At 46.9% G+C, this 18711-nt stretch carries 16 protein-coding genes; 9 read left to right on the forward strand and 7 right to left on the reverse strand.

Translation table 11 applies throughout. From position 1 onward, the window contains the following. Positions 1 to 48: 48 nt before the first annotated feature. The 3 genes from RJ47_RS16550 (at position 49) to RJ47_RS16560 (ending at position 2993) form a co-directional block, all read left to right on the forward strand. Complete coding sequence (locus RJ47_RS16550; RefSeq protein ID WP_005472294.1) at positions 49 to 723, forward strand: response regulator transcription factor; 675 nt, start codon at positions 49 to 51, stop codon at positions 721 to 723. Continuing rightward, on the forward strand, positions 707 to 1993 hold the full coding sequence (locus RJ47_RS16555; protein ID WP_039485368.1) for a sensor histidine kinase: 1287 nt from the start codon (positions 707 to 709) through the stop codon (positions 1991 to 1993). The genes RJ47_RS16550 and RJ47_RS16555 overlap by 17 nt, the downstream gene beginning before the upstream one ends. A 64-nt stretch (positions 1994 to 2057) precedes the next feature. Then, entirely contained in the window at positions 2058 to 2993 is a 936-nt protein-coding gene (locus tag RJ47_RS16560) for a universal stress protein (protein WP_039485371.1), read from the forward strand. Between the two features lie 50 nt (positions 2994 to 3043). Here RJ47_RS16560 and nagE read toward each other — a convergent pair whose 3' ends face one another. The 3 genes from nagE to RJ47_RS16575 form a co-directional block, all read right to left on the reverse strand. Further along, a complete protein-coding gene (gene nagE / locus RJ47_RS16565) occupies positions 3044 to 4519 on the reverse strand; it encodes an N-acetylglucosamine-specific PTS transporter subunit IIBC (RefSeq protein ID WP_038214242.1) in 1476 nt (491 codons plus the stop codon). A 92-nt stretch (positions 4520 to 4611) separates the two neighbouring features. Continuing rightward, a complete protein-coding gene (locus RJ47_RS16570) occupies positions 4612 to 5046 on the reverse strand; it encodes a GNAT family N-acetyltransferase (protein WP_038193234.1) in 435 nt (144 codons plus the stop codon). A gap of 169 nt (positions 5047 to 5215) precedes the next feature. After that, positions 5216 to 7108, reverse strand: a complete 1893-nt coding sequence (locus tag RJ47_RS16575; protein WP_039485374.1) for a methyl-accepting chemotaxis protein — start codon at positions 7106 to 7108, stop codon at positions 5216 to 5218. Positions 7109 to 7515: 407 nt separating this feature from the next. Between RJ47_RS16575 and RJ47_RS16580 the strand changes: the two genes are divergently transcribed. Beyond that, the gene (locus tag RJ47_RS16580) at positions 7516 to 9429 is read left to right on the forward strand and encodes a pyridoxal-dependent decarboxylase (protein ID WP_039485376.1); all 1914 of its coding nucleotides are present in this window, start codon (positions 7516 to 7518) and stop codon (positions 9427 to 9429) included. A 273-nt stretch (positions 9430 to 9702) separates the two neighbouring features. After that, on the forward strand, positions 9703 to 9939 hold the full coding sequence (locus RJ47_RS16585) for a hypothetical protein (protein ID WP_005472369.1): 237 nt from the start codon (positions 9703 to 9705) through the stop codon (positions 9937 to 9939). Between the two features lie 125 nt (positions 9940 to 10064). Here RJ47_RS16585 and RJ47_RS16590 read toward each other — a convergent pair whose 3' ends face one another. The 3 genes from RJ47_RS16590 to RJ47_RS16600 all read right to left on the reverse strand — a co-directional run bounded on the left by RJ47_RS16590 (position 10065) and on the right by RJ47_RS16600 (position 13916). Next, positions 10065 to 11111, reverse strand: coding sequence for a GMP reductase (locus RJ47_RS16590; protein WP_038214186.1), 1047 nt, complete (start codon positions 11109 to 11111; stop codon positions 10065 to 10067). A 481-nt stretch (positions 11112 to 11592) separates the two neighbouring features. Then, the gene (locus tag RJ47_RS16595; protein ID WP_039485379.1) at positions 11593 to 13221 is read right to left on the reverse strand and encodes a methyl-accepting chemotaxis protein; all 1629 of its coding nucleotides are present in this window, start codon (positions 13219 to 13221) and stop codon (positions 11593 to 11595) included. Between the two features lie 254 nt (positions 13222 to 13475). After that, on the reverse strand, positions 13476 to 13916 hold the full coding sequence (locus RJ47_RS16600; RefSeq protein ID WP_039485380.1) for an Lrp/AsnC family transcriptional regulator: 441 nt from the start codon (positions 13914 to 13916) through the stop codon (positions 13476 to 13478). Between the two features lie 131 nt (positions 13917 to 14047). Between RJ47_RS16600 and RJ47_RS16605 the strand changes: the two genes are divergently transcribed. Together RJ47_RS16605 and RJ47_RS16610 are read left to right on the forward strand one after the other, a co-directional pair. Beyond that, complete coding sequence (locus RJ47_RS16605) at positions 14048 to 14632, forward strand: LysE family translocator (protein WP_038141089.1); 585 nt, start codon at positions 14048 to 14050, stop codon at positions 14630 to 14632. 96 nt (positions 14633 to 14728) lie between these two features. Next, on the forward strand, positions 14729 to 15499 hold the full coding sequence (locus tag RJ47_RS16610) for a siderophore-interacting protein (RefSeq protein ID WP_039485383.1): 771 nt from the start codon (positions 14729 to 14731) through the stop codon (positions 15497 to 15499). 46 nt (positions 15500 to 15545) lie between these two features. Here RJ47_RS16610 and RJ47_RS16615 read toward each other — a convergent pair whose 3' ends face one another. Then, positions 15546 to 16418 (reverse strand): LysR family transcriptional regulator, encoded by an 873-nt coding sequence (locus RJ47_RS16615; protein ID WP_039485384.1) that lies wholly within the window; start codon positions 16416 to 16418, stop codon positions 15546 to 15548. A 136-nt stretch (positions 16419 to 16554) separates the two neighbouring features. Between RJ47_RS16615 and RJ47_RS16620 the strand changes: the two genes are divergently transcribed. Together RJ47_RS16620 and RJ47_RS16625 are read left to right on the forward strand one after the other, a co-directional pair. Further along, a complete protein-coding gene (locus tag RJ47_RS16620) occupies positions 16555 to 16956 on the forward strand; it encodes a hypothetical protein (protein ID WP_039485387.1) in 402 nt (133 codons plus the stop codon). 66 nt (positions 16957 to 17022) lie between these two features. Continuing rightward, on the forward strand, positions 17023 to 18702 hold the full coding sequence (locus RJ47_RS16625; protein ID WP_039485389.1) for an RluA family pseudouridine synthase: 1680 nt from the start codon (positions 17023 to 17025) through the stop codon (positions 18700 to 18702). Positions 18703 to 18711: the final 9 nt, after the last annotated feature.

The following is an 18711-nucleotide window of genomic DNA, read 5'->3' on the forward strand; positions in this document are numbered from 1 at the left end:
TCGCTGGCGAATCGGATATGATATGACGCGCGTAAACAAGGAGTGAATGTGAAACTGCTGATTATAGAAGATGACCAAACAACGCGAGAATTTGTTGCTAAGGGACTGCAAGAGCATGGCTACACGGTTGATCAAGCAGAAGATGGCAATAGTGGGCTGATGATGGCACTAAGTGGCGAGTATGACTTGGTGGTATTGGATAGAATGTTGCCCTATTTGGACGGCATGAAAGTCCTATCTGCAATCAAGGCGACTTTAGAGCATTTACCCGTCCTTATTCTGAGTGCCATGGACAGCGTCGAAGACCGCGTCGATGGGCTTCAAGCAGGCAGCGACGATTACCTCATCAAACCCTTCGCGTTGGCAGAACTTATTGCCCGTGTCGATATCATTATTCACCGTAACCAACGTCAAACTAAGCCGCATTCTACTCTCAGCTACGACTGCTTAACGGTCGATCTCCGTGCACATCGGGTTACCTGCAACAATACCGAGTTGCAACTCCAACCCAAAGAGTTCCAGTTGATTCAGCACTTTATTGAGCACAGTGAACAGGTTGTCTCACGAATGCGTTTATTTGAGAGTATCTGGAGCTATCACTTCGATCCAAAAACCAATGTCATTGATGTTCACGTAGCCAACCTGCGCCGTAAACTTGAAGAAGCGGGATGTCGTGATCTACTGCACACGGTTCGGGGAGCGGGTTATGTCCTTCGTCGATGATTATACCCTCACGCGATCATCTGTTTTTAAAACCTTAATCGGGCTTTTTCTGGTTATCGCTATCATTAACATTATGGTCGTGCGGCAAGTCTACATCGACTCTGACAGCTTTCATCGCGAGCAACTCACCAAACAACTGAATGACGAAATCATGGAATTCAGTTACCTCGCTGAACAGAGTCGGGAAGAGGTTGAAAAACTACTCCAAGCGAAGAAAGCGTCCAATACCCCTTTCTATTATCGCTTAATTGAACACATAGAGCCGACTTACACCACTCAGTTCTATCCGATTAGCTCACTGCCCAATGACACGACCAATATTGCGATTGGAGATAACGTTAAACTCGAAATTGGCGTCAATCCCCAAGTAGTCGAAGCGTATCGAAACGCGCTGGTGCCCATCGTCCTTTCTAGTATTGTGTTACCCATTGCGGTTATGTTGGTCGCGGCTCTGTTTTTCACTATTTTGATCTTGCGCCGACTCGAAAACGTCAACAAAGCGATGAACCGAGTCCTGTGCGGCGAGCGCGATGTGAAGTTAGAGGTATCTCAACAAGACGATGAGTTTGACATCCTCGCCATTCACCTCAATTACATGATTGAACAGATGGCGAAAAAAGAGCAAACATTGAAATCGCTCACGGTCGGCATGGCCCATGATATGCGAACACCCATGGCGCGCCTTAAGCTGAGGCTAGAAGATGTTCTGTCACACCAGCAGTTAAATCCCGCTCAGCAAGCTCAAATTTCTGCGTGTCATGACGAGTTGGAGCTCATCTTATCCTTGTTCAATAGCATGCTAGAAATTGCGAAAATCAACAGTGGTCAAGTTACCTTACAAGCCGAGCCCGTTGATCTAGCCAAAATCAGCCAAGATGCGATCGAATTTATCTCGCCTATTGCCGAACAAAAACAGCTTTCGCTCACCTTTCGGCAAGACCAAATCTGCCAAGTCAAAGGGGATCCGTCGCTTCTGTTCCGAGCGATTTTTAATCTGGTTGAAAACGCCGTTAAGTACACCCCAGAAAATGGCCAAATCAATGTGGTTGTTGATAAGTTAGGTGTTGTGGTTGCCGACAGTGGAATCGGCATTGCTGACAAAGACAAACCCTACGTTTGCCGACCTATGTATCGCGCTGACAAAAGTCGCAGTGAGCATGGCAATGGCTTAGGGCTCTCGTTGGTTGATGCGGTGGTTCATCAGCACGGTGCCGAGCTAATATTCAAAGACAATCACCCTGGCTTGCGCGCACGCATTTTATTCAATTAAACCTTACTAAATTAGTGGAAATTTTACCTCCTAGCGTCAAGACTTGAAGTAAAAGGAGGTGACTATGCAACAATTCAACAACATACTCTTTCTCAGTCAAGGAGTGATGGACAATCGAGAGTCCCTTGCACAATCAATTCGTTTAGCATGGCGGAATAAAGCCAAACTAAAAGGGCTTGTTGTTTGCCCTCACCTACCCAACGACATGAATGACTATGAGGATCAGTACGAGACTTGGCTAATGGAGTCAATGCAAAGTCTTGTCCAAGAAAGCCTCGTAGAGCAGGACATGTCGCGCGAAGATCTGCGGTTTCCTGTTGAGCTTATTGTCGCAGATAAGCCGACGGTCCAAGCCATTCGGTACGTTCAAGAACACGGGATCGACTTGGTGATTAAAGATGCGGAGCCAAATCAGTCTCGCAGTCGCGGTCTACGTGCTATTGATATGAGCCTGCTAAGAAAATGCCCCTGCCCTGTTTGGCTAAATCGTCCGTCAGAAAAACCACGAAGCAAACAACGTGTTGCGGTAGCGGTCAATCCAAATGCCACCACAGACGAAGAGAAAATGCTCTCTATCCAACTCCTTCAGCTTGGTCGTTCTATTGCCGATAGCTGTGACAGCCGCCTTCACATTATCTCTTGTTGGGAATACGTGCTCGAACATTATCTAGACGATCATATTTGGATTAAAGTGTCGCAAGACGAGCTCCAGCAACAGATTGAGCTGGCGAAACAGCAACACTACGAAGCCCTTCAAACGTTGATCGAAGCCTCTGACATAGGAGGGGATTTAGTGATGCATCGCTTACATGGTACGCCCGACGCGGAAATCCCTCACTGTGTAGAGGAAACCGACATTGATGTATTGGTGATGGGGACACTCGCTCGAACCGGCATCCCTGGTGTGGTAATCGGCAACACTGCTGAGAACATCGTTCAGAGCGTCAACTGCTCTTTGGTCGCCCTTAAGTCCAAGCAGTTCCGCTCTCCCATCAAATAGAGAAAGACCGAGTCACTGTGACTCGGTCTTTTCGTCTTACTCCCGCTTTACTATGAGCTCATAGAAGGCGTAAGTGATTGCGACTCTGAAACTTGCCTCATTGCGTGAGCGATGTCTTCCGCTTCGGTGCCTACAATCACCTGAAGATTATTGTTGCCCATTTTCACCACACCAAGCGCGCCAATCGATTTCAACGTCTCTTCGTTCACGACTGACATGTCATTAAGTGTTAATCGTAAACGAGTGATACAAGAATCGATCGTTGCCAGATTCGCTCGTCCGCCCAGCGCTTTGACGTATTGCAACGCTTTTTCATTGCTGGTTGCTTCATTGCCTTGCTCGACCTGCACATCTTCACGACCCGGTGTTTTAAGGTCAAATTTTAAGATGGCGAAGCGGAACACAAAGTAATACATCGCACCGAAGCAAAGACCTTGCAAGATCAGCATGTAAGGTTTGTTGGCCAACGGCAAATTGAACGACAACACAAAGTCAATTAATCCGCCGCTGAAGGTGAAGCCCGCGATCCACTGCATACTTGCAGCAATGTAGAGTGATAGCGCCGCTAGCAGAGCGTGGATGACGTACAAAACAGGCGCAACGAACATAAACGCAAACTCAATCGGCTCTGTGACTCCAGTCAGAATCGCAGTTAGTGCAGATGCGCCCAAAATGCCGCCAACTTTCTTTTTGTTTTCAGGCTTCGCGCAGTGATACATCGCCAAACACGCAGCTGGCAGACCGTAGCCCATCACAGGGAAGAAGCCACCTTGATAGATGCCCGTTACACCGAGTTCACCGGTTCCCGACCAGAATTTACTGATGTCATTGATCCCCACTAAGTCAAAAATGAAGACTTGGTTAAGGGCATGATGCAAACCAATCGGGATCAAAAGGCGGTTGAAGAAACCATACAAACCAGCCCCTGTCGCGCCAAGCTCGGAAATCGCGATACCGAAGTCCACCAGTGCGCCGTAGACAACAGGCCAGACATAAACCATGACAAGACTTATGGTGATCGCAGTAAGAGAGGTAACAATAGGGACGAATCGTCGACCACCAAAGAAGCCAAGTGCAGCTGGAAGCTTGATTGTATGAAAACGGTTATACAGCGTCGCAGCCACGATACCCATCATGATCCCAGTAAAGGCACTCACCGCCGCTTTCGATGCAATGACCTCGGATGAAGACATCTGATCGACAGGAACACCCGTTATCTGCGATATCACGGCGACATTGCCTACAATCATCTCGATAATCAGTAACCCAAGCAATCCCGACAAAGCAGCCGCGCCATTGTTATCCTTGGCAAGCCCGTATGCGACACCAACCGCAAACAACCAAGCTTGGTTGTCCATAATACCCTTGCCGCCGTATACGAGTATTGTTGCAAGCGCACTGTTCGCCCCCCAGCCCGCTGGATCTATCGCGTAGCCCAAACCCAGCATTAAGCCACCCGCAGGTAGCACGGCAATTGGCACCATCAACGCCTTGCCGATTTTTTGTAAGTAACCGAGTATATTCACCTTTTGTCCTCTTGGTTAATTGTTATAACTCTAGAATAACCAAGTGAGGATTAAGCCTCGGTTGAGGGAAGATTAAGGTTTGTTAATGTAGTTTAAACCTCTGAATTTGATGATGAATTAAAAGAGAACATCCTAACTTCATCGCGGGGCTGCCACCCTTGGGATTGATAAAATGCCTGCGCCTTTGGGTTGTCATTGGCGACAAATAAATGGGTTTTCGCAATCCCTATCTGTGCAAGCGCGTTGATTGATAACGAAACCAGATGTTTACCGATACCGCTGCCCCTTTCTTCATTGCTCACGGCGAGGTGTTGCAAGTAACCTCGTCGGCCATCTGTACCCACAAGTACGCAGCCAACGATAACTTTGTCTTTTTGGGCGATATAACTTAGCCCCGGATTTCGAACTAGGTACTGTGAAATACTCTGCTTGGAGTCAGCGTCTCGGAGTAGCATGTGCTCGGTTTCACGCCATAGCGCTGCGACTTGGGCGTAATCGGAAATATCCATTTCTCGGTAGGTGATCATAGTGTTCCTTGTCTTTTAATGACTCTGTGTAACGTGTTGTTTTCTTAATCGATTAGACGTGTGTTTGAAAGAATACAACGAGAGAAAAGAAGAGAACAGTATGTTGGCATCAGGAATACTTTGCCAGCCCCTAGAGCAGGGGCTGGATTAGGAAGATTAAGACTCTAGGTTACCTTAATTTAAAATTGGCAACTTGACGCTTCAAATCATCATTGGTGTCATTGAGCCGCTCAGCCGCTTGAACCGTTTGCTGACCACTGCTGACTAAGGCTTCAACGATATCTCGAATCGACAGCATGTTACGGCTTAGCTCTTCTGCCACCGTACTTTGCTCTTCGGTTGCTGCCGCTATTTGAGTGCTGACATCATCGATCTCATTGACCGAGTTACTCATCACTTTCAGGCTTTGAGAGACTTCAGAGGTTTTATCCGCCGTCTCTTGGCATTGATTCTTGGTCGCCGTCATCGCCGTCACCACCGTTTCTGTCCCGCTCAATAGTTGGCTCAGCATATCGGAGATTTCCATGGTGCTGTTTTGCGTTCTTCCTGCCAGTGCTCGCACTTCATCCGCAACAACAGCGAAACCGCGCCCCTGCTCTCCCGCTCGCGCTGCTTCAATCGCCGCATTGAGCGCAAGCAAGTTTGTTTGCTCAGAAATTTCGCCAATCACACTAAGAACGTTACTGATCTTATTCGCATCTTGATTCATGGTCATAATGCTGTTGGACATCTCTTCAACTTCAGTGACTAGCGCACTCACCGTATCTACCGCGTTGTTGACGATAGCCAACGATGATTGTGCCTCTTTGCTCGCTTCCTCGGTAATACGGTTCGATTGAGTCACGTTTTCAGCAACGTTGCGCGCACTTTCGCTCATTTCAGTAATTGCCGTGACCACTTGCTCTGTTTCCTGCGAATGAGATAACAACTTCGCTTCGTTGTCGCGTGCCGTTGAACCAAGCTGACTCACACTCACCGAAATATTTTGACTCGCATCGGAGATGTGCAACATCATCTCTTGCAGGTTGGCAACAAACTGGTTAAACCCAGCACTCATTTGCGCCAAATCATCATCCCCTTCAACCGCGAGTCGTTGGGTTAGGTCGCCATTACCCTGGGAAAGGTCCAATACAGCGCGTTTCAGCTTGAGTAAAGGTCGATAAGCGTAACGCAAAATAAAGAAGATAGCGCCGCAACTCGCGAATAGCAGTATAAATCCTGTCGTCAATGACTCGTACATCGCGCTGTAAACTGGGGTCAGTGCTGTGGCCTGATCCACAAACACCATCAACGTCCAATACATGCCCGGCGCTAAGTTGACCCGCTCGAAGTAACCATCAAATTGAATACCTAGATAAGGGAACGTCATATGACCGGATTCTTGTGAAAAGAACATACGTTCCATTTCTTGAAAGTTAGGGCTGATTTGCGACGGTGTTCTGCCTATATCCGATGGGTCGTCACTGGCAAAAAAGACCGCATTTCTATCCGTGAGGGTCGCCGCCCCACCAGCAAAACGCAGATTACTCACGGCGGTAATGATCTCTCCCAGTTGGATGTCGCCAAGCAATACCCCGACAAACTGACCGCCATCCATGACTGGCATCGTAACGCTGATCACTTTCTGATTGGTAACCTGATCTTGATAAATATCAGTGAGCGTCACTCCACCTTTGGCACGAGCCGCTTTGTACCAATCTCGCGTTCTGAAATCGTACTTAGTGCCATCGATGGACATGTAAGCTCGGCCATCTTCGTACGTCATGATCACATTCGACAATTGACTACTTTGCGCCAAAATAGTCACCAACCTTTGATTGGCTTCATCACTCAACTGCGAATTAAAACTGTCTGATCCATTTTCTATCGCCGTGATCTTTTGCTTCATCATTTGCTCAAGTTCTGCGACATGAAAACTCAGTTTGTCTGACGTTTTAGCTACCAAGCCTGTGACCATTTTGTCGCGCATTGCTAAAATATTGAGCGTTCCAAGAACAATCAATGACACAGCCAGCAAACTACCTACACCTAGGTATATTCTTGATTTAAAGCCTAAATTCATAGCCAACTCCACTCACCTCATGAGCCGTTTCAGAGTTAGGTACGATTGCCAGTCATTTTAATTAGTACCGCGCAGTACACGGTGTTTACCGGTCAACCTTCCCTAGCCAACACTGAGCCACCAAACAAATTACGCAACCCAATGCCTATAACTACGTTTAGTGTCCATCTGGCAAATATTCAACATTCAATCGATAATTTGGCGAAATAATTCTCACTACTAACTTTAAACTCATTTAAATAGCGAATAATTGCGCGCAGCGACACGATTTAACATCTTACCAATTTGGAATCCAGATCACTGTCTATAGTCACCTATACACGACAGATCGTGTTGGCTAGGTGGCGAAAAACGGCTCTCGCCACTTGTTCCTGAGACAAAAATAGAATCAATCTTGGAGCAAAAATATGAGTGACAACAAAGAAATAGAGTACGGACCTAAGCGAATCCCTTGGGAGCATCAAGTCCCTGACTTCGCCAAAGAGAGGATCTCGCCTCCATCGGCGGATCCCATTCAAGTTTACGCAGAGCGAAACTACGATTTTCACTACACCGAGCAAGCCATCAATGGATTTGATGTCGAGCTACCTCCCTCTGGCCAAAGCTGCCAAGAGCAAAACAGTGTTTACGAACAAATCCTTGCTTATGTTGACTCACAAAAAGAGCGCTTCTTAGGCTATCAAACCGAAGAGAATATCAGCTATAAAACTCGCCTCGCCCCTTTTCTTAACGTAAGTCTAAACAACGTTGGCGACCCCTTTGTTAATGGTAACTACACCATCAACTCTAAGTGTGTTGAACGCTCAGTGCTTGACTATTACGCATCACTTTGGAATGCTACTTGGCCCTCACAAGGTCCTTACATCGACGAAAATGGAGACTTTCAAAAAGGGGTTGGGGACAGCTATTGGGGTTATGTACTCACAATGGGAAGCACCGAAGGAAACCTGTATGGAATGCTCAACGCTCGAGACTATCTAAGCGGCGTGATGTTACTTGAAGAAGAAATCCGCGCAGAGACAGACAAAGGCGAAACCATCTGCAACAATCAGGTCTACGCTCACTACCCTAAAACCCCACTACACAAACCCAACGCCTATACACCCGTGGCGTTTTTCTCAGAAGATACGCACTACTCGATCGTAAAAGCGATGGCGGTCGAGAAGATCGAAACATTTGGCGATCTCGGCAATCGACTCTACCCCGATGACAACCCTGTTAACCCTGGTCAACCTTGGCCGATGGAAGTGGAATCGGAAGGACCAACCGAAACACTACCTGCGGGATCTGGTGCAATCGATGTGGATAAACTCATCGCGTACGTCTCCTTTTTCGCTTCCAAAGGCTATCCTATTTTGATTGTTCTTAACTGCGGGACCACCTTTAAGGGCGCTTACGATGATGTCGACACCGTTACTCAACGGCTAGAGCCAATCTTGAAAGAACACGACCTGTGGGAGCGCGAGGTACTTGTTGACCCTGACGACCCAGCCAGCGGATATGAAAAACGAACAGGTTACTGGCTGCACATCGATGGCGCACTAGGCGGAAGCTACGTACCCTTTATTAAAATGGCAAAAGAGAGTGGCCGTTACCGAACCTTCTTTGCGGAAAATAACGGCTACACAGGTCCAAACTTCGACTTTTCTAACCCTATGGTGCACTCAATTGTTACCAGCGGGCACAAATGGCCTGGCGCACCTTGGCCAACAGGTGTCTATATGACCAAACAAAAATACATGGTCTCACCGCCGGATGATCCAGAGTACATCGGCTCTCCAGATACAACATTTGCGGGGTCACGAAATGGGCTTTCGCCGCTGGTTCTATGGGAATATTTCGCTAGAAACAGCTTTACCGATCAAATGAAGATGACGATGCGAGCCCAAGAGATGGCACTCTATGCCCATAATAAGCTCACTGAAGTTGCCGACTACTGGGACGCGAAGTTTGAGGGCAACAAAAGCGTCTCTTTTCCTGAGAAACTTTGGTTACAAAGAACACCGCTGTCATTGTCGCTGATTTTCTGTCAACCCAACGAAGAGATCATCTTCAGATACTCGCTGGCGAAAGAAAGCACCACGGTAAAAGTGGAGAGAGATGGCAAGCTCGAAGATGAAGTGCGTCATTACGTCCACCTCTTTACGATGTGGGATGTTGATGAGCAACTGATTGATAATCTATGTCAGGATTTGATGCAAGATGATGCGTTCAACCCCGACCTATTCCCTAAGGTAACCAGTCAGAAGTTGCACAAAGCGCGTGTTAAGAATTCACTTCGTCAGGTGCGTTTGCCTCTTAAGGGGCGTTCTTTCCGCTAAGTGACAACACAGACCTCTTGTCGCCTTACAACAAGAGGTCTTTACCCGCCTTCAAATTGATTTAGATCAATGGAAAGTCAATTATTGATCGCATCAATAGAATGCATCATTTCGAGAGAAGCTGGGTTTATCGCTTGAAGATTAGAGAGTTAGACAACTGAATGTGCAGTCTTAACAATCAAACGAAAGTTTAGGTGATTTTTGCACATAGATAAACTGGCTATCACTGTCTAAGCTTTACCTCAATGTTTACCAAAGTTGGAGGGATTCCTTTTGGATAAGTTACTCACATCTGCATTTCATGCAAAACGTCGCACGGAAGTGACAAGCTTGTTTGCAAGTGAAGGTTATAAGATTGCCATGACAGATTTTGATGATGTCATTTTCGAAAGAGCCAGCGTTCAAGTGCACTGCCACTTTGATCGCTCTGCATCGATAGAGACCATCTCGATTACCGACGAGGTTCATCACGAATCACACAGTATCCTAGATGATCTCACCGCAGCCTAACGGATAAGATTCGCCGCAGCTCTTGAGTAAAAACTAAAAAGCCATCGTATTAACCTACTGCTTCAAACCAGTTAGGGGACGATGGCTCTTAATTATTCAGATAAACACTTATCTACAGTTAGCGTCTATTTCTCTTTACCGAAAACGTTGTTCTCTTGCTCTTGTACGCGGATGAAAGTCGTACGCTTAGTTAGCTCTTTAAGCTTTGCTGCGCCTACGTAGGTACACGTTGAACGTACACCGCCAAGGATGTCAGAGATAGTGCCGTGAACGCTGCCTCGGAATGGCAATAGTACGGTTTTACCTTCAGCTGCGCGGTACTTAGCTACACCGCCTGAGTGCTTGTCCATCGCAGACTGTGAAGACATGCCATAGAACTTCATGAAAGTTTCACCGTCTTTTTGAATGATTTCACCGCCTGACTCTTCGTGACCTGCAAGCATACCGCCTAGCATGACAAAATCCGCACCGCCACCGAAGGCTTTAGCCACGTCTCCTGCACATGAACAGCCACCGTCACCGATGATCATGCCGCCAAGACCATGAGCAGCGTCACCACACTCGATGATTGCTGAAAGCTGAGGGTAACCCACACCAGTTTTTACACGTGTAGTACATACTGATCCTGGGCCAATGCCCACTTTAACAATGTCTGCACCCGCTAGGATGAGCTCTTCACACATGTCACCCGTTACCACGTTACCCGCAGAAATCACTTTATCTGGGAAGGCCGCTCGAACGCGCTCTACGTACTCCACCAAATGCTCTGAGTAGCCGTTGGCAATATCAATACAGATGAAGATAAGTTCTTCAGATAGCGCCATGATGTCTTTGGTTTTTTGAAAGTCAGCGTCTGAAGTGCCGGTAGAAACAAACACGTTGTTAAGCGTTGCTTTGTCTGCCGATTTAACGAAGTCGGCCCACTGTTCAACGCTGTAGTGTTTGTGAACAGCTGTCATAACCCCGTGCTCAGCCAGTGCTTTTGCCATCGCAAAGCTACCTACCGAGTCCATATTGGCAGCAATAACTGGAGTACCAGACCATTGACGACCGCTATGCTTGAATGTAAACTCGCGGGTTAACTCAACTTGAGAACGACTTTTAAGAGTAGAACGCTTCGGGCGAAATAATACATCTTTAAAGCCTAACTTAAGTTCTTGTTCGATACGCATGATAAATTTTCCTGTAAGCAAATTTACGTGTCGTGCGTTTTCGGTAAACGTTGGCAGACGTTTTACTGAGTTTCGGACACAAAAAAACCGGAGCGTTGGCAGACGCTCCGGTTTTCAGCATTATAGGCCGCGATTTATTTCCCGCAAGACTGATATTTCTAATTTTTTTATGCTACAGTTCGGTTAAGTTGCATACCCAAGCACACTCCCCTCCTCGCCAAACCTTAAAAAATCTCAAAAAAAACAAACACTTAAAGAACCATCAACTAAACGTTTGCGCAATCCTTTTCTTACCATCGGTGAGTACTATTCAAGCATTCGGTTGCAGGATCATTATGTTCAGTTCACAAACCGGTGTTTTTACCCGATTAAACAACCTCTGCTTTTGAGTGCTAACTGATGATTTCACACTCACAAAACGCAAAAAAGCAGAAAACGCCGGAGCGCCTTCTGCTTTCATTTTGAACGATGGCTGAATTAATTAGAGCTTAAAGAACGCCAGTTGCGCTTTTTGCTTCTCTGCCAGTGAAGATAATTCTTCGCTTGCACTCGCACTCTGGCAAATACCAGACACATTTTGATTCACCAGCTCAGACATATTCACCACGTTGCGGTTAATGTCTTGGGTTACTTGTGACTGCTGCTCTGCTGCGGTTGCAACCTGTGTATTAGCGTCGTTAATGTTGGTCACTGACTCAGTGATCCCTTGCAGCGCACTGTTTGCTTGTTGTGCCAGTTCATTGTTCTTGGCCAACATTTCCAAACTAAGCTGCATGCTGTCGTTCGCCATACCCGATTGCTTTTGTAGCTCTTCGATGATGGTTTGGATTTCACCAGTTGACTCTTGAGTGCGCGCCGCAAGCATACGTACTTCGTCTGCCACAACCGCGAAGCCACGACCAGATTCGCCCGCACGTGCCGCTTCAATAGCCGCATTCAACGCCAATAGGTTCGTTTGCTCAGATACACCGCGAATCACTTCGATCACATCACTGATTTGCTCCGACTGCTCTTTTAGTGACAGAACCACTTGAGCCGCATCGTTAAGCGCATCGCCCATTTGAGCACTTGCCTGATTGCTCTCTTCGAAGATTTCCATGCCTGATGCAGCCAGTTGATTTGCTTCACGAGCGGTAGAATCAGCCACTTGCGCGTTGTCACTCACGTTATCAGCGGTACTTGACAGCTCATTTACGGCAGACGCAACTTGCTCAATTTCCGCCAACTCTTGCTGGGCATTCGCTTGAGATTGCGTCATTACAGCAGCAAGTTCTGTTGATGCTGAAGCCACCTCTTCGCTGATACGCATCAGTTGCTCAACCGTTGTATGGAGCTGCTCTGCTGTCGTATTCACGTCTTTACTAAGCTGAGAGATTTCGTTTTCACCATCGGCATTGGCACGAATCGAGAGATTGCCCTGCGCAAGCTCTCGCATCACCTCTTGCAGTTTTTGAACTGGCGTAACAATCATTCCAGATAGGACCCACGCAACCAACAATGAGATCGCTAAAACACTCAATACAAGGAACATCGCCATGTTCTTCACTTTGGCGTTTTGCTCAACACTTTGAGCCATTGCCTGCGTTGCCGCGTCATTAACCTTTTTCGAGAGTGCGTTGATTGACTGCACCATCTCGATACCAGACGTACGATACTGGCTAATAAAGTTGCTGTACTCAAGTTCAGTCGCTAGCCCGTCGTCTTTACGGTGAAAAAGAGCAACCCCTTGGTTAGAGAACTGAACATAGTTTTCAATGGCAGCACGGACCGAAGCAATATCGTCACGGAAACTTTTGCGTTCAAGCATCAAATCAAGATCTTGATCCATTTCACGCATGGCACTTTTTAGTTCACCAAGAAACGCATCACGGCGAGACGCATCATAAATGGCATACACTGCACTAATACGAAGTGGGTATACTTGGTCGTCAATCTTGGCCAGTGTATCTTTGTAAAATACGAGTGAGTCAATATTGTCGTTGATTCGATCTTGCTCTGCTTCCAAATTATTTTTGGTCACCCAAAGGGCGATAAACAAAGCAACGGTTGTGAATAGCACAGGTAACAATACCTGCGTACGAATAGACAAATTTTTTAAGGATAATTGCATTATTGTTCTCAATCAGATCGGTTGAGTCGTCCGTGAACTGGGAATATTCCCATATATTTTGTGGGGCGAAGTCTATCATAATATGTGATCAATGCCACATATCATTGTTGAATAATCCATCAGTTGACTCGGAGACTTTGTAAGTATGCATTAACAAGCACATGCAACAGAGTTGTAAGATTGATAATGACCTATGACATTGATAAAAAAAAAGTTAGGTTAAAATAACGGTCTTTGGCGCTTATCAATTGGGACTAACGCTCATCTTTTGGTGAATCCATGACGACCATAGTCGTAATAGATTGAACTTGAGCACACTCACCAAGCACATCCGCATGAAATTTTTTATAACTGGCTAGATCCTGCGTCTCTACTCGTAGCAAGTACTCGTTAGCACCAGTAATGTTGTGGCATTCAACCACTTCGTCAACAAATCGAACGTGCTCCTCAAATTCTAATTGCGCTTGCTTGCGGTGGCTTGCCAACCCAATAGACACATAGGCAACAAAGCCAACCCCTCGTTGAGCTCGGTCAAGAACCGCTCGATAACCTTTGATTACACCTCGCTTTTCCAAATCTTGAACGCGACGCAGCGTCGCCGATGGAGACAAACCAATCCGATGAGCGAGATCGACATTTGATAATCGTCCATCAAGCTTTAACTCATGCAATATTCTTTCTTCATATCTATCCATTGCGCACCTTTATTGCAAACATACCCCTAATCATTCGAATAAAAACACATAATTGCGCTTCGATCTACTTAAACTGTTTCTTGACCGGTCAAACACATCCATTCATCTGTTGTAAACGTTGAGGAGACACTATGGAATTACAACAACTCAGTGCGTTGGCGATGTTTGCCTTTGTTTCTACTTTTACCCCTGGGCCAAACAACCTCATGTTGATGACTTCTGGCGCCAATGTTGGCTACCAGAGAACCTTGCCGCATATGCTGGGAATTACCTTAGGGTTCGGGTTTATGGTGCTGCTGGTAGGATTGGGGTTAATCGGCGTCTTCAATGCCTACCCGGTCTCTCATACCGTTTTAAAATGGCTGAGTCTTGCCTACTTAGCTTACCTCGCGCTCAAAATCGCCCGTTCTGGGAAAGCGGAAACCCGTGACGACTACAAACCCATGACCTTCCTTGGCGCTGCGTCTTTCCAATGGGTTAACCCGAAAGGCTGGTCGATGGCACTCAGTTCTGTAGCGATCTACAGCAGCTCTGGGAATTGGCATGAACTGTTGATCATTTCCGCCATGTTTATGCTGGTGAATATGCCGTCATGCAGCTTTTGGGTACTTGCAGGGCGTGAGTTACAGCGATGGTTGACCTCCACCAAACGCGTACGAGTGTTTAATCTCACCATGGCGGCACTATTGATTGGTTCGACAGTACCTATGTTGTAACCGCCTGCGTGAATGTAAATTTAATTAAAGAGGCTTCTGAACTGTTTTTTTACCTGTTACTCTAAATGAGAATAAGAATAACTATTGAGTAGAAAGATGAAAAAACCTTCAGCTAAGCTTGTCACCGTGACCGATACTTTTTCCGTCACCCCAAATATGCAGCGCATCACTCTACAAGGTGAAGCGCTGGCTGATTTTCCTCTCGACTGTGAAGGTGGCTACATCAAGCTACTGTTCAATCAAGTTGGTGGAACCGATTTGTCTCAGCAAGCAGAAGATAGCCGCCCTGTCATGCGTACTTATACGATTCGTCGCTTTGATCCGAATAAATCGCAAATCCAAATCGATTTTGTAAAACACATCACCGAAGATCAGCAGTGTGGCTTTGCCGCGCGTTGGGCCATGGCAGCAAAACAGGGGGATACGATTCATATCGCCGGCCCTGGGATCATTCAAAACATGAACCTTGATGCCGATTGGTACTTTATGACCGCCGACATGACCTCTTTACCCGCGCTATCAGCGAAGATTCAACGCTTACCGCAAGATGCGCAAGGGTATGCCTTAATCAAGGTTCAGACCGAAGACGATATACAAACGCTAGAAGCACCAGTAGGTATAAAGATTGAATGGGTGACTCAAGACTCGTTAGAAGATGCCGCTAAACGCAAGCCTTGGCTCAATGGCCAAGTCTCGGTCTGGTGTGCTTGCGAATTTGACTCGATGCGTGCGCTGCGTCAGTACTTCCGTAATGAACACAACGTAGATCGTGAATACATATACATCAGCAGCTACTGGAAACAGGGGGTATCTGAAGATGGCCACAAAGTACTCAAACGCGAAGATGCCGAACGCCAACCTAATTGAGGTTTGAAAACTCCACCAGACGAGCTTGAAGTGAACAACTTCAGGCTCAGTCTTTCAACTTTTCGGCCAAAAAATCAATCAGTAAGCGTACTTTAGGAGATAGGTTTCGGTTTTGTGGATAAAGAGCCCATATCCCTTCTCGCTCATCCCGATAATCACTCAAGACTTCAATCAAGCTGCCTGTATCCAACGCTGATTGGACATAATAATCAGGCAATTGGACCAAGCCTAAACCGCGTATCGCAGCGTCAAGCAGTGAAAAACCCGAGTTGCAGTGAATGCGCCCAGAAACGCGGATTGACTTTTCACCCTTGCTATCCTTAAAACGCCAGTAATCAACCGACCCCACCAAACATTGGTGATTTGAGAGTTCAGACAATGTATGAGGCTCACCAAAACGGTCGAGATACTCCTTACTAGCGCACACATAAAGTTGACGACTCGACAAACGCTTTGCGACCAAACTCGAATCTTGCAATCTTCCTAGTCGAATCGCGACATCAACGCCCATCTCAATTAAATCGAGCTTTTGATTCGTCAGATTCAAATCCAAATCTACTTGTGGGTGCTTTTCCAAAAACTGATGCAGCAAAGGAGCGAGCTGCTGCTCTCCATAGGTGACCGGGGCCGTCACTTTTAACAACCCTTTTGGCGTGGATTGCATTTGAGTAACGGCTAGCTCCGCAAGCTCCAACCCTTCGACTAACTGCTTACACTGCTGATAGTAAAGTTGCCCCGCTTCGGTAAGCGAGACTCGCCGCGTGGTTCGATTAAACAACTTCACCGCCAAACGCTCTTCCAACGACGAGACCCTACGGCTAACCTGAGCGACAGAAGTATCGAGCTTTTTCGCTGCTGCGGTGAAAGATTGCGTCTCTGCCACGCCAACAAACTCGCTGACACCTTCCCAATTTGCCATTACATTTATCCATCAAATACATGCTTAACTACGTCTTATTGTTGCACTGAGGTAATAATAAACGCAACACGCTTATCGCTGTAAAATGGCGCGCTTGTGGTAAACTTTTTCCTTTATTGGTTATTGAATTAAATCCATGTCTAAATTGAAACTGTCTTTGCTCGGCGCTCTAGTGACCATAGCGGCGCTACTTGCTTACGTGTTTATCCCAACGCATGTGCGCTTGGGTAGCGAAATAACGAATCAAGAAGTGGGCGAAAACTATCGTCTAGTCGGTTACAAGGCAATCTCAACCAAACCGCAAGACGGTAAACTGAACCATTACTTCCTGATCGCGAAAGACGCCACGATTGAAGATGCCGAACCTTTCTTAATCAGCTCTGACCCATTCTTAACCGTCGATAGCGTCGTCGACAACAAACTGAGCTTGAGTATTAAAGGTCGCGTAAAACACTTTGATAACGACCTCTGGGTCGAAAAAGGCGATGGCAAGGTTGAGCACTGGTACATTAGCGCAAACATTAACTACGTGCGCTAGGCTAGCAATCCCACCACAAACAGGTAAAATCACGCCCCTGTGATTTTGCCTGTAGTGAACCCGTCCATGCACCAACCGGAACAACTCTTTACCCGTTTTGACACCCCAATCGACGAAATAACGCTTCCAGAAAAGTTTACCTTCCCGTTCTACTACCAGCCTCATCCGCTGTGTGTTCTCGCGGCCGAGCAATTGCAAACGCATTTGACTCACCAAACTGGCTGGCAGCACGATTTTGGCCTGACGGGAAATCAAGACGGCATTGGTAAGATGTTTGGTGTGCTTTTGGTGCACTCCCCTGAAGGAGAACTTGGCTACTTTTCAGCTTTCTCTGGAAAAATCGCCGATCAAAACCTGCTACCCGGCTTTGTGCCGCCAGTGTTCGACATGTTGGCAGAAGAGAGCTTTTTCCGATCAGATTTAGCTAAGATCACGGAACTTAACCAACAAGTAAAACAGCAGCAAGCCAATCCAGAACTCCATGCGCTTCAACAACGGTTAGCGCAGTATCAGGATGACTATCAGCAAGCGGAGCAAACCCAGCGCGAACTGATGATTCAAGGCCGCGCAGCGCGCAAGAAGCAGCGAAAACTCGCAGAGCAAACGCTGGCTGGCGATGCGTTAAAACTGGCGCTCGATGATCTGGCTAGGCAAAGCGTGGCAGAAAAGAATGTGCTTAAGTACCTCAAACTGGAATGGGAAGAGAAAATCAATCAAGTTTCCATTCAGTTGAATGAGCTAACCGAGCAAATCGATGCGATCAAACAGCAGCGTAAACAACGCTCCAATCAACTGCAAAACAAGTTGTTCGAGCAGTATCGCTTTTACAACATCCGTAAAGATGAAAAGTCTCTTAAAGCGATATTTGCCCCAACGACAAGCCCAACCCCACCAGCGGGCGCGGGAGAATGCGCAGCACCCAAGCTGCTTCATTTTGCGTTTAAACACGGTTACACACCGCTCGCTCTGGCCGAATTTTGGTGGGGCGTGTCGCCAAAGTCGGAGATTCGCAAACACAAAAGCTACTACCCGTCTTGCAACAGTAAATGCCAACCGATTTTGGGCCATATGCTAGAAGGTATGCGTATTGACGACAATCCGCTAGAGAAAAGTTGGGCAGAAGACAAAGAGCTAGAGATCGTATATGAAGATGACGCAATGGTGATCGTCAACAAGCCGTCCGGTCTGCTCTCTGTCCCGGGTAAAACCATCACCGACTCCGCCTACACGAGATTGCAAAAGCGCTACCCAGATGCTGAGGGGCCATTTGTTATTCATCGACTCGATATGGCCACATCAGGAATCTTGGTATTCGCTCTAACCCGACGCGCCAACAAAAGCCTGCAGAAACAGTTTATCTCCCGCTCTGTGCAAAAACGCTACATCGCACAGATTGAAGGTGAAGTTCAAGCGCAAAATGGCACCATTAACTTACCTATGCGAGGCGATCCAGATGACCGACCGCGTCAGCTTGTCTGTTACGAGCACGGAAAACCCGCTGAGACGTACTGGGAACTGATCGAGACATCCAACGGGCAATCAAAGCTCTATATGCATCCCAAGACAGGAAGAACGCATCAACTCCGTGTCCATTGTGCTCATCACCTTGGTCTCAATATGCCCATCGTTGGTGATGCGCTATACGGAACGAAAAGTGATCGCTTGCATCTGCATGCTCAACGCCTTGAACTACACCATCCGTACAACCATGAGCCAATGACTTTCAGTGCAAAGTGTGAGTTTTGATGATAACAA

The organism is Vibrio sinaloensis, assembly GCF_000808535.1.
Taxonomy (GTDB): Bacteria; Pseudomonadota; Gammaproteobacteria; order Enterobacterales; family Vibrionaceae; genus Vibrio; species Vibrio sinaloensis_D.

Excerpts from the sequence above, each read along its gene's own strand:
- RJ47_RS16610 (WP_039485383.1), top strand. The coding sequence starts at position 14,729 with ATGAAAAAACCTTCAGCTAAGCTTGTCACCGTGACCGATACTTTTTCC.
- RJ47_RS16575 (WP_039485374.1), bottom strand. The coding sequence starts at position 7,108 with ATGAATTTAGGCTTTAAATCAAGAATATACCTAGGTGTAGGTAGTTTG.
- RJ47_RS16625 (WP_039485389.1), top strand. The coding sequence starts at position 17,023 with ATGCACCAACCGGAACAACTCTTTACCCGTTTTGACACCCCAATCGAC.
- RJ47_RS16620 (WP_039485387.1), top strand. The coding sequence starts at position 16,555 with ATGTCTAAATTGAAACTGTCTTTGCTCGGCGCTCTAGTGACCATAGCG.
- RJ47_RS16555 (WP_039485368.1), top strand. The coding sequence starts at position 707 with ATGTCCTTCGTCGATGATTATACCCTCACGCGATCATCTGTTTTTAAA.
- RJ47_RS16595 (WP_039485379.1), bottom strand. The coding sequence starts at position 13,221 with ATGCAATTATCCTTAAAAAATTTGTCTATTCGTACGCAGGTATTGTTA.
- RJ47_RS16600 (WP_039485380.1), bottom strand. The coding sequence starts at position 13,916 with ATGGATAGATATGAAGAAAGAATATTGCATGAGTTAAAGCTTGATGGA.
- RJ47_RS16580 (WP_039485376.1), top strand. The coding sequence starts at position 7,516 with ATGAGTGACAACAAAGAAATAGAGTACGGACCTAAGCGAATCCCTTGG.
- RJ47_RS16560 (WP_039485371.1), top strand. The coding sequence starts at position 2,058 with ATGCAACAATTCAACAACATACTCTTTCTCAGTCAAGGAGTGATGGAC.
- RJ47_RS16605 (WP_038141089.1), top strand. The coding sequence starts at position 14,048 with ATGGAATTACAACAACTCAGTGCGTTGGCGATGTTTGCCTTTGTTTCT.
- RJ47_RS16590 (WP_038214186.1), bottom strand. The coding sequence starts at position 11,111 with ATGCGTATCGAACAAGAACTTAAGTTAGGCTTTAAAGATGTATTATTT.
- RJ47_RS16615 (WP_039485384.1), bottom strand. The coding sequence starts at position 16,418 with ATGGCAAATTGGGAAGGTGTCAGCGAGTTTGTTGGCGTGGCAGAGACG.
- RJ47_RS16570 (WP_038193234.1), bottom strand. The coding sequence starts at position 5,046 with ATGATCACCTACCGAGAAATGGATATTTCCGATTACGCCCAAGTCGCA.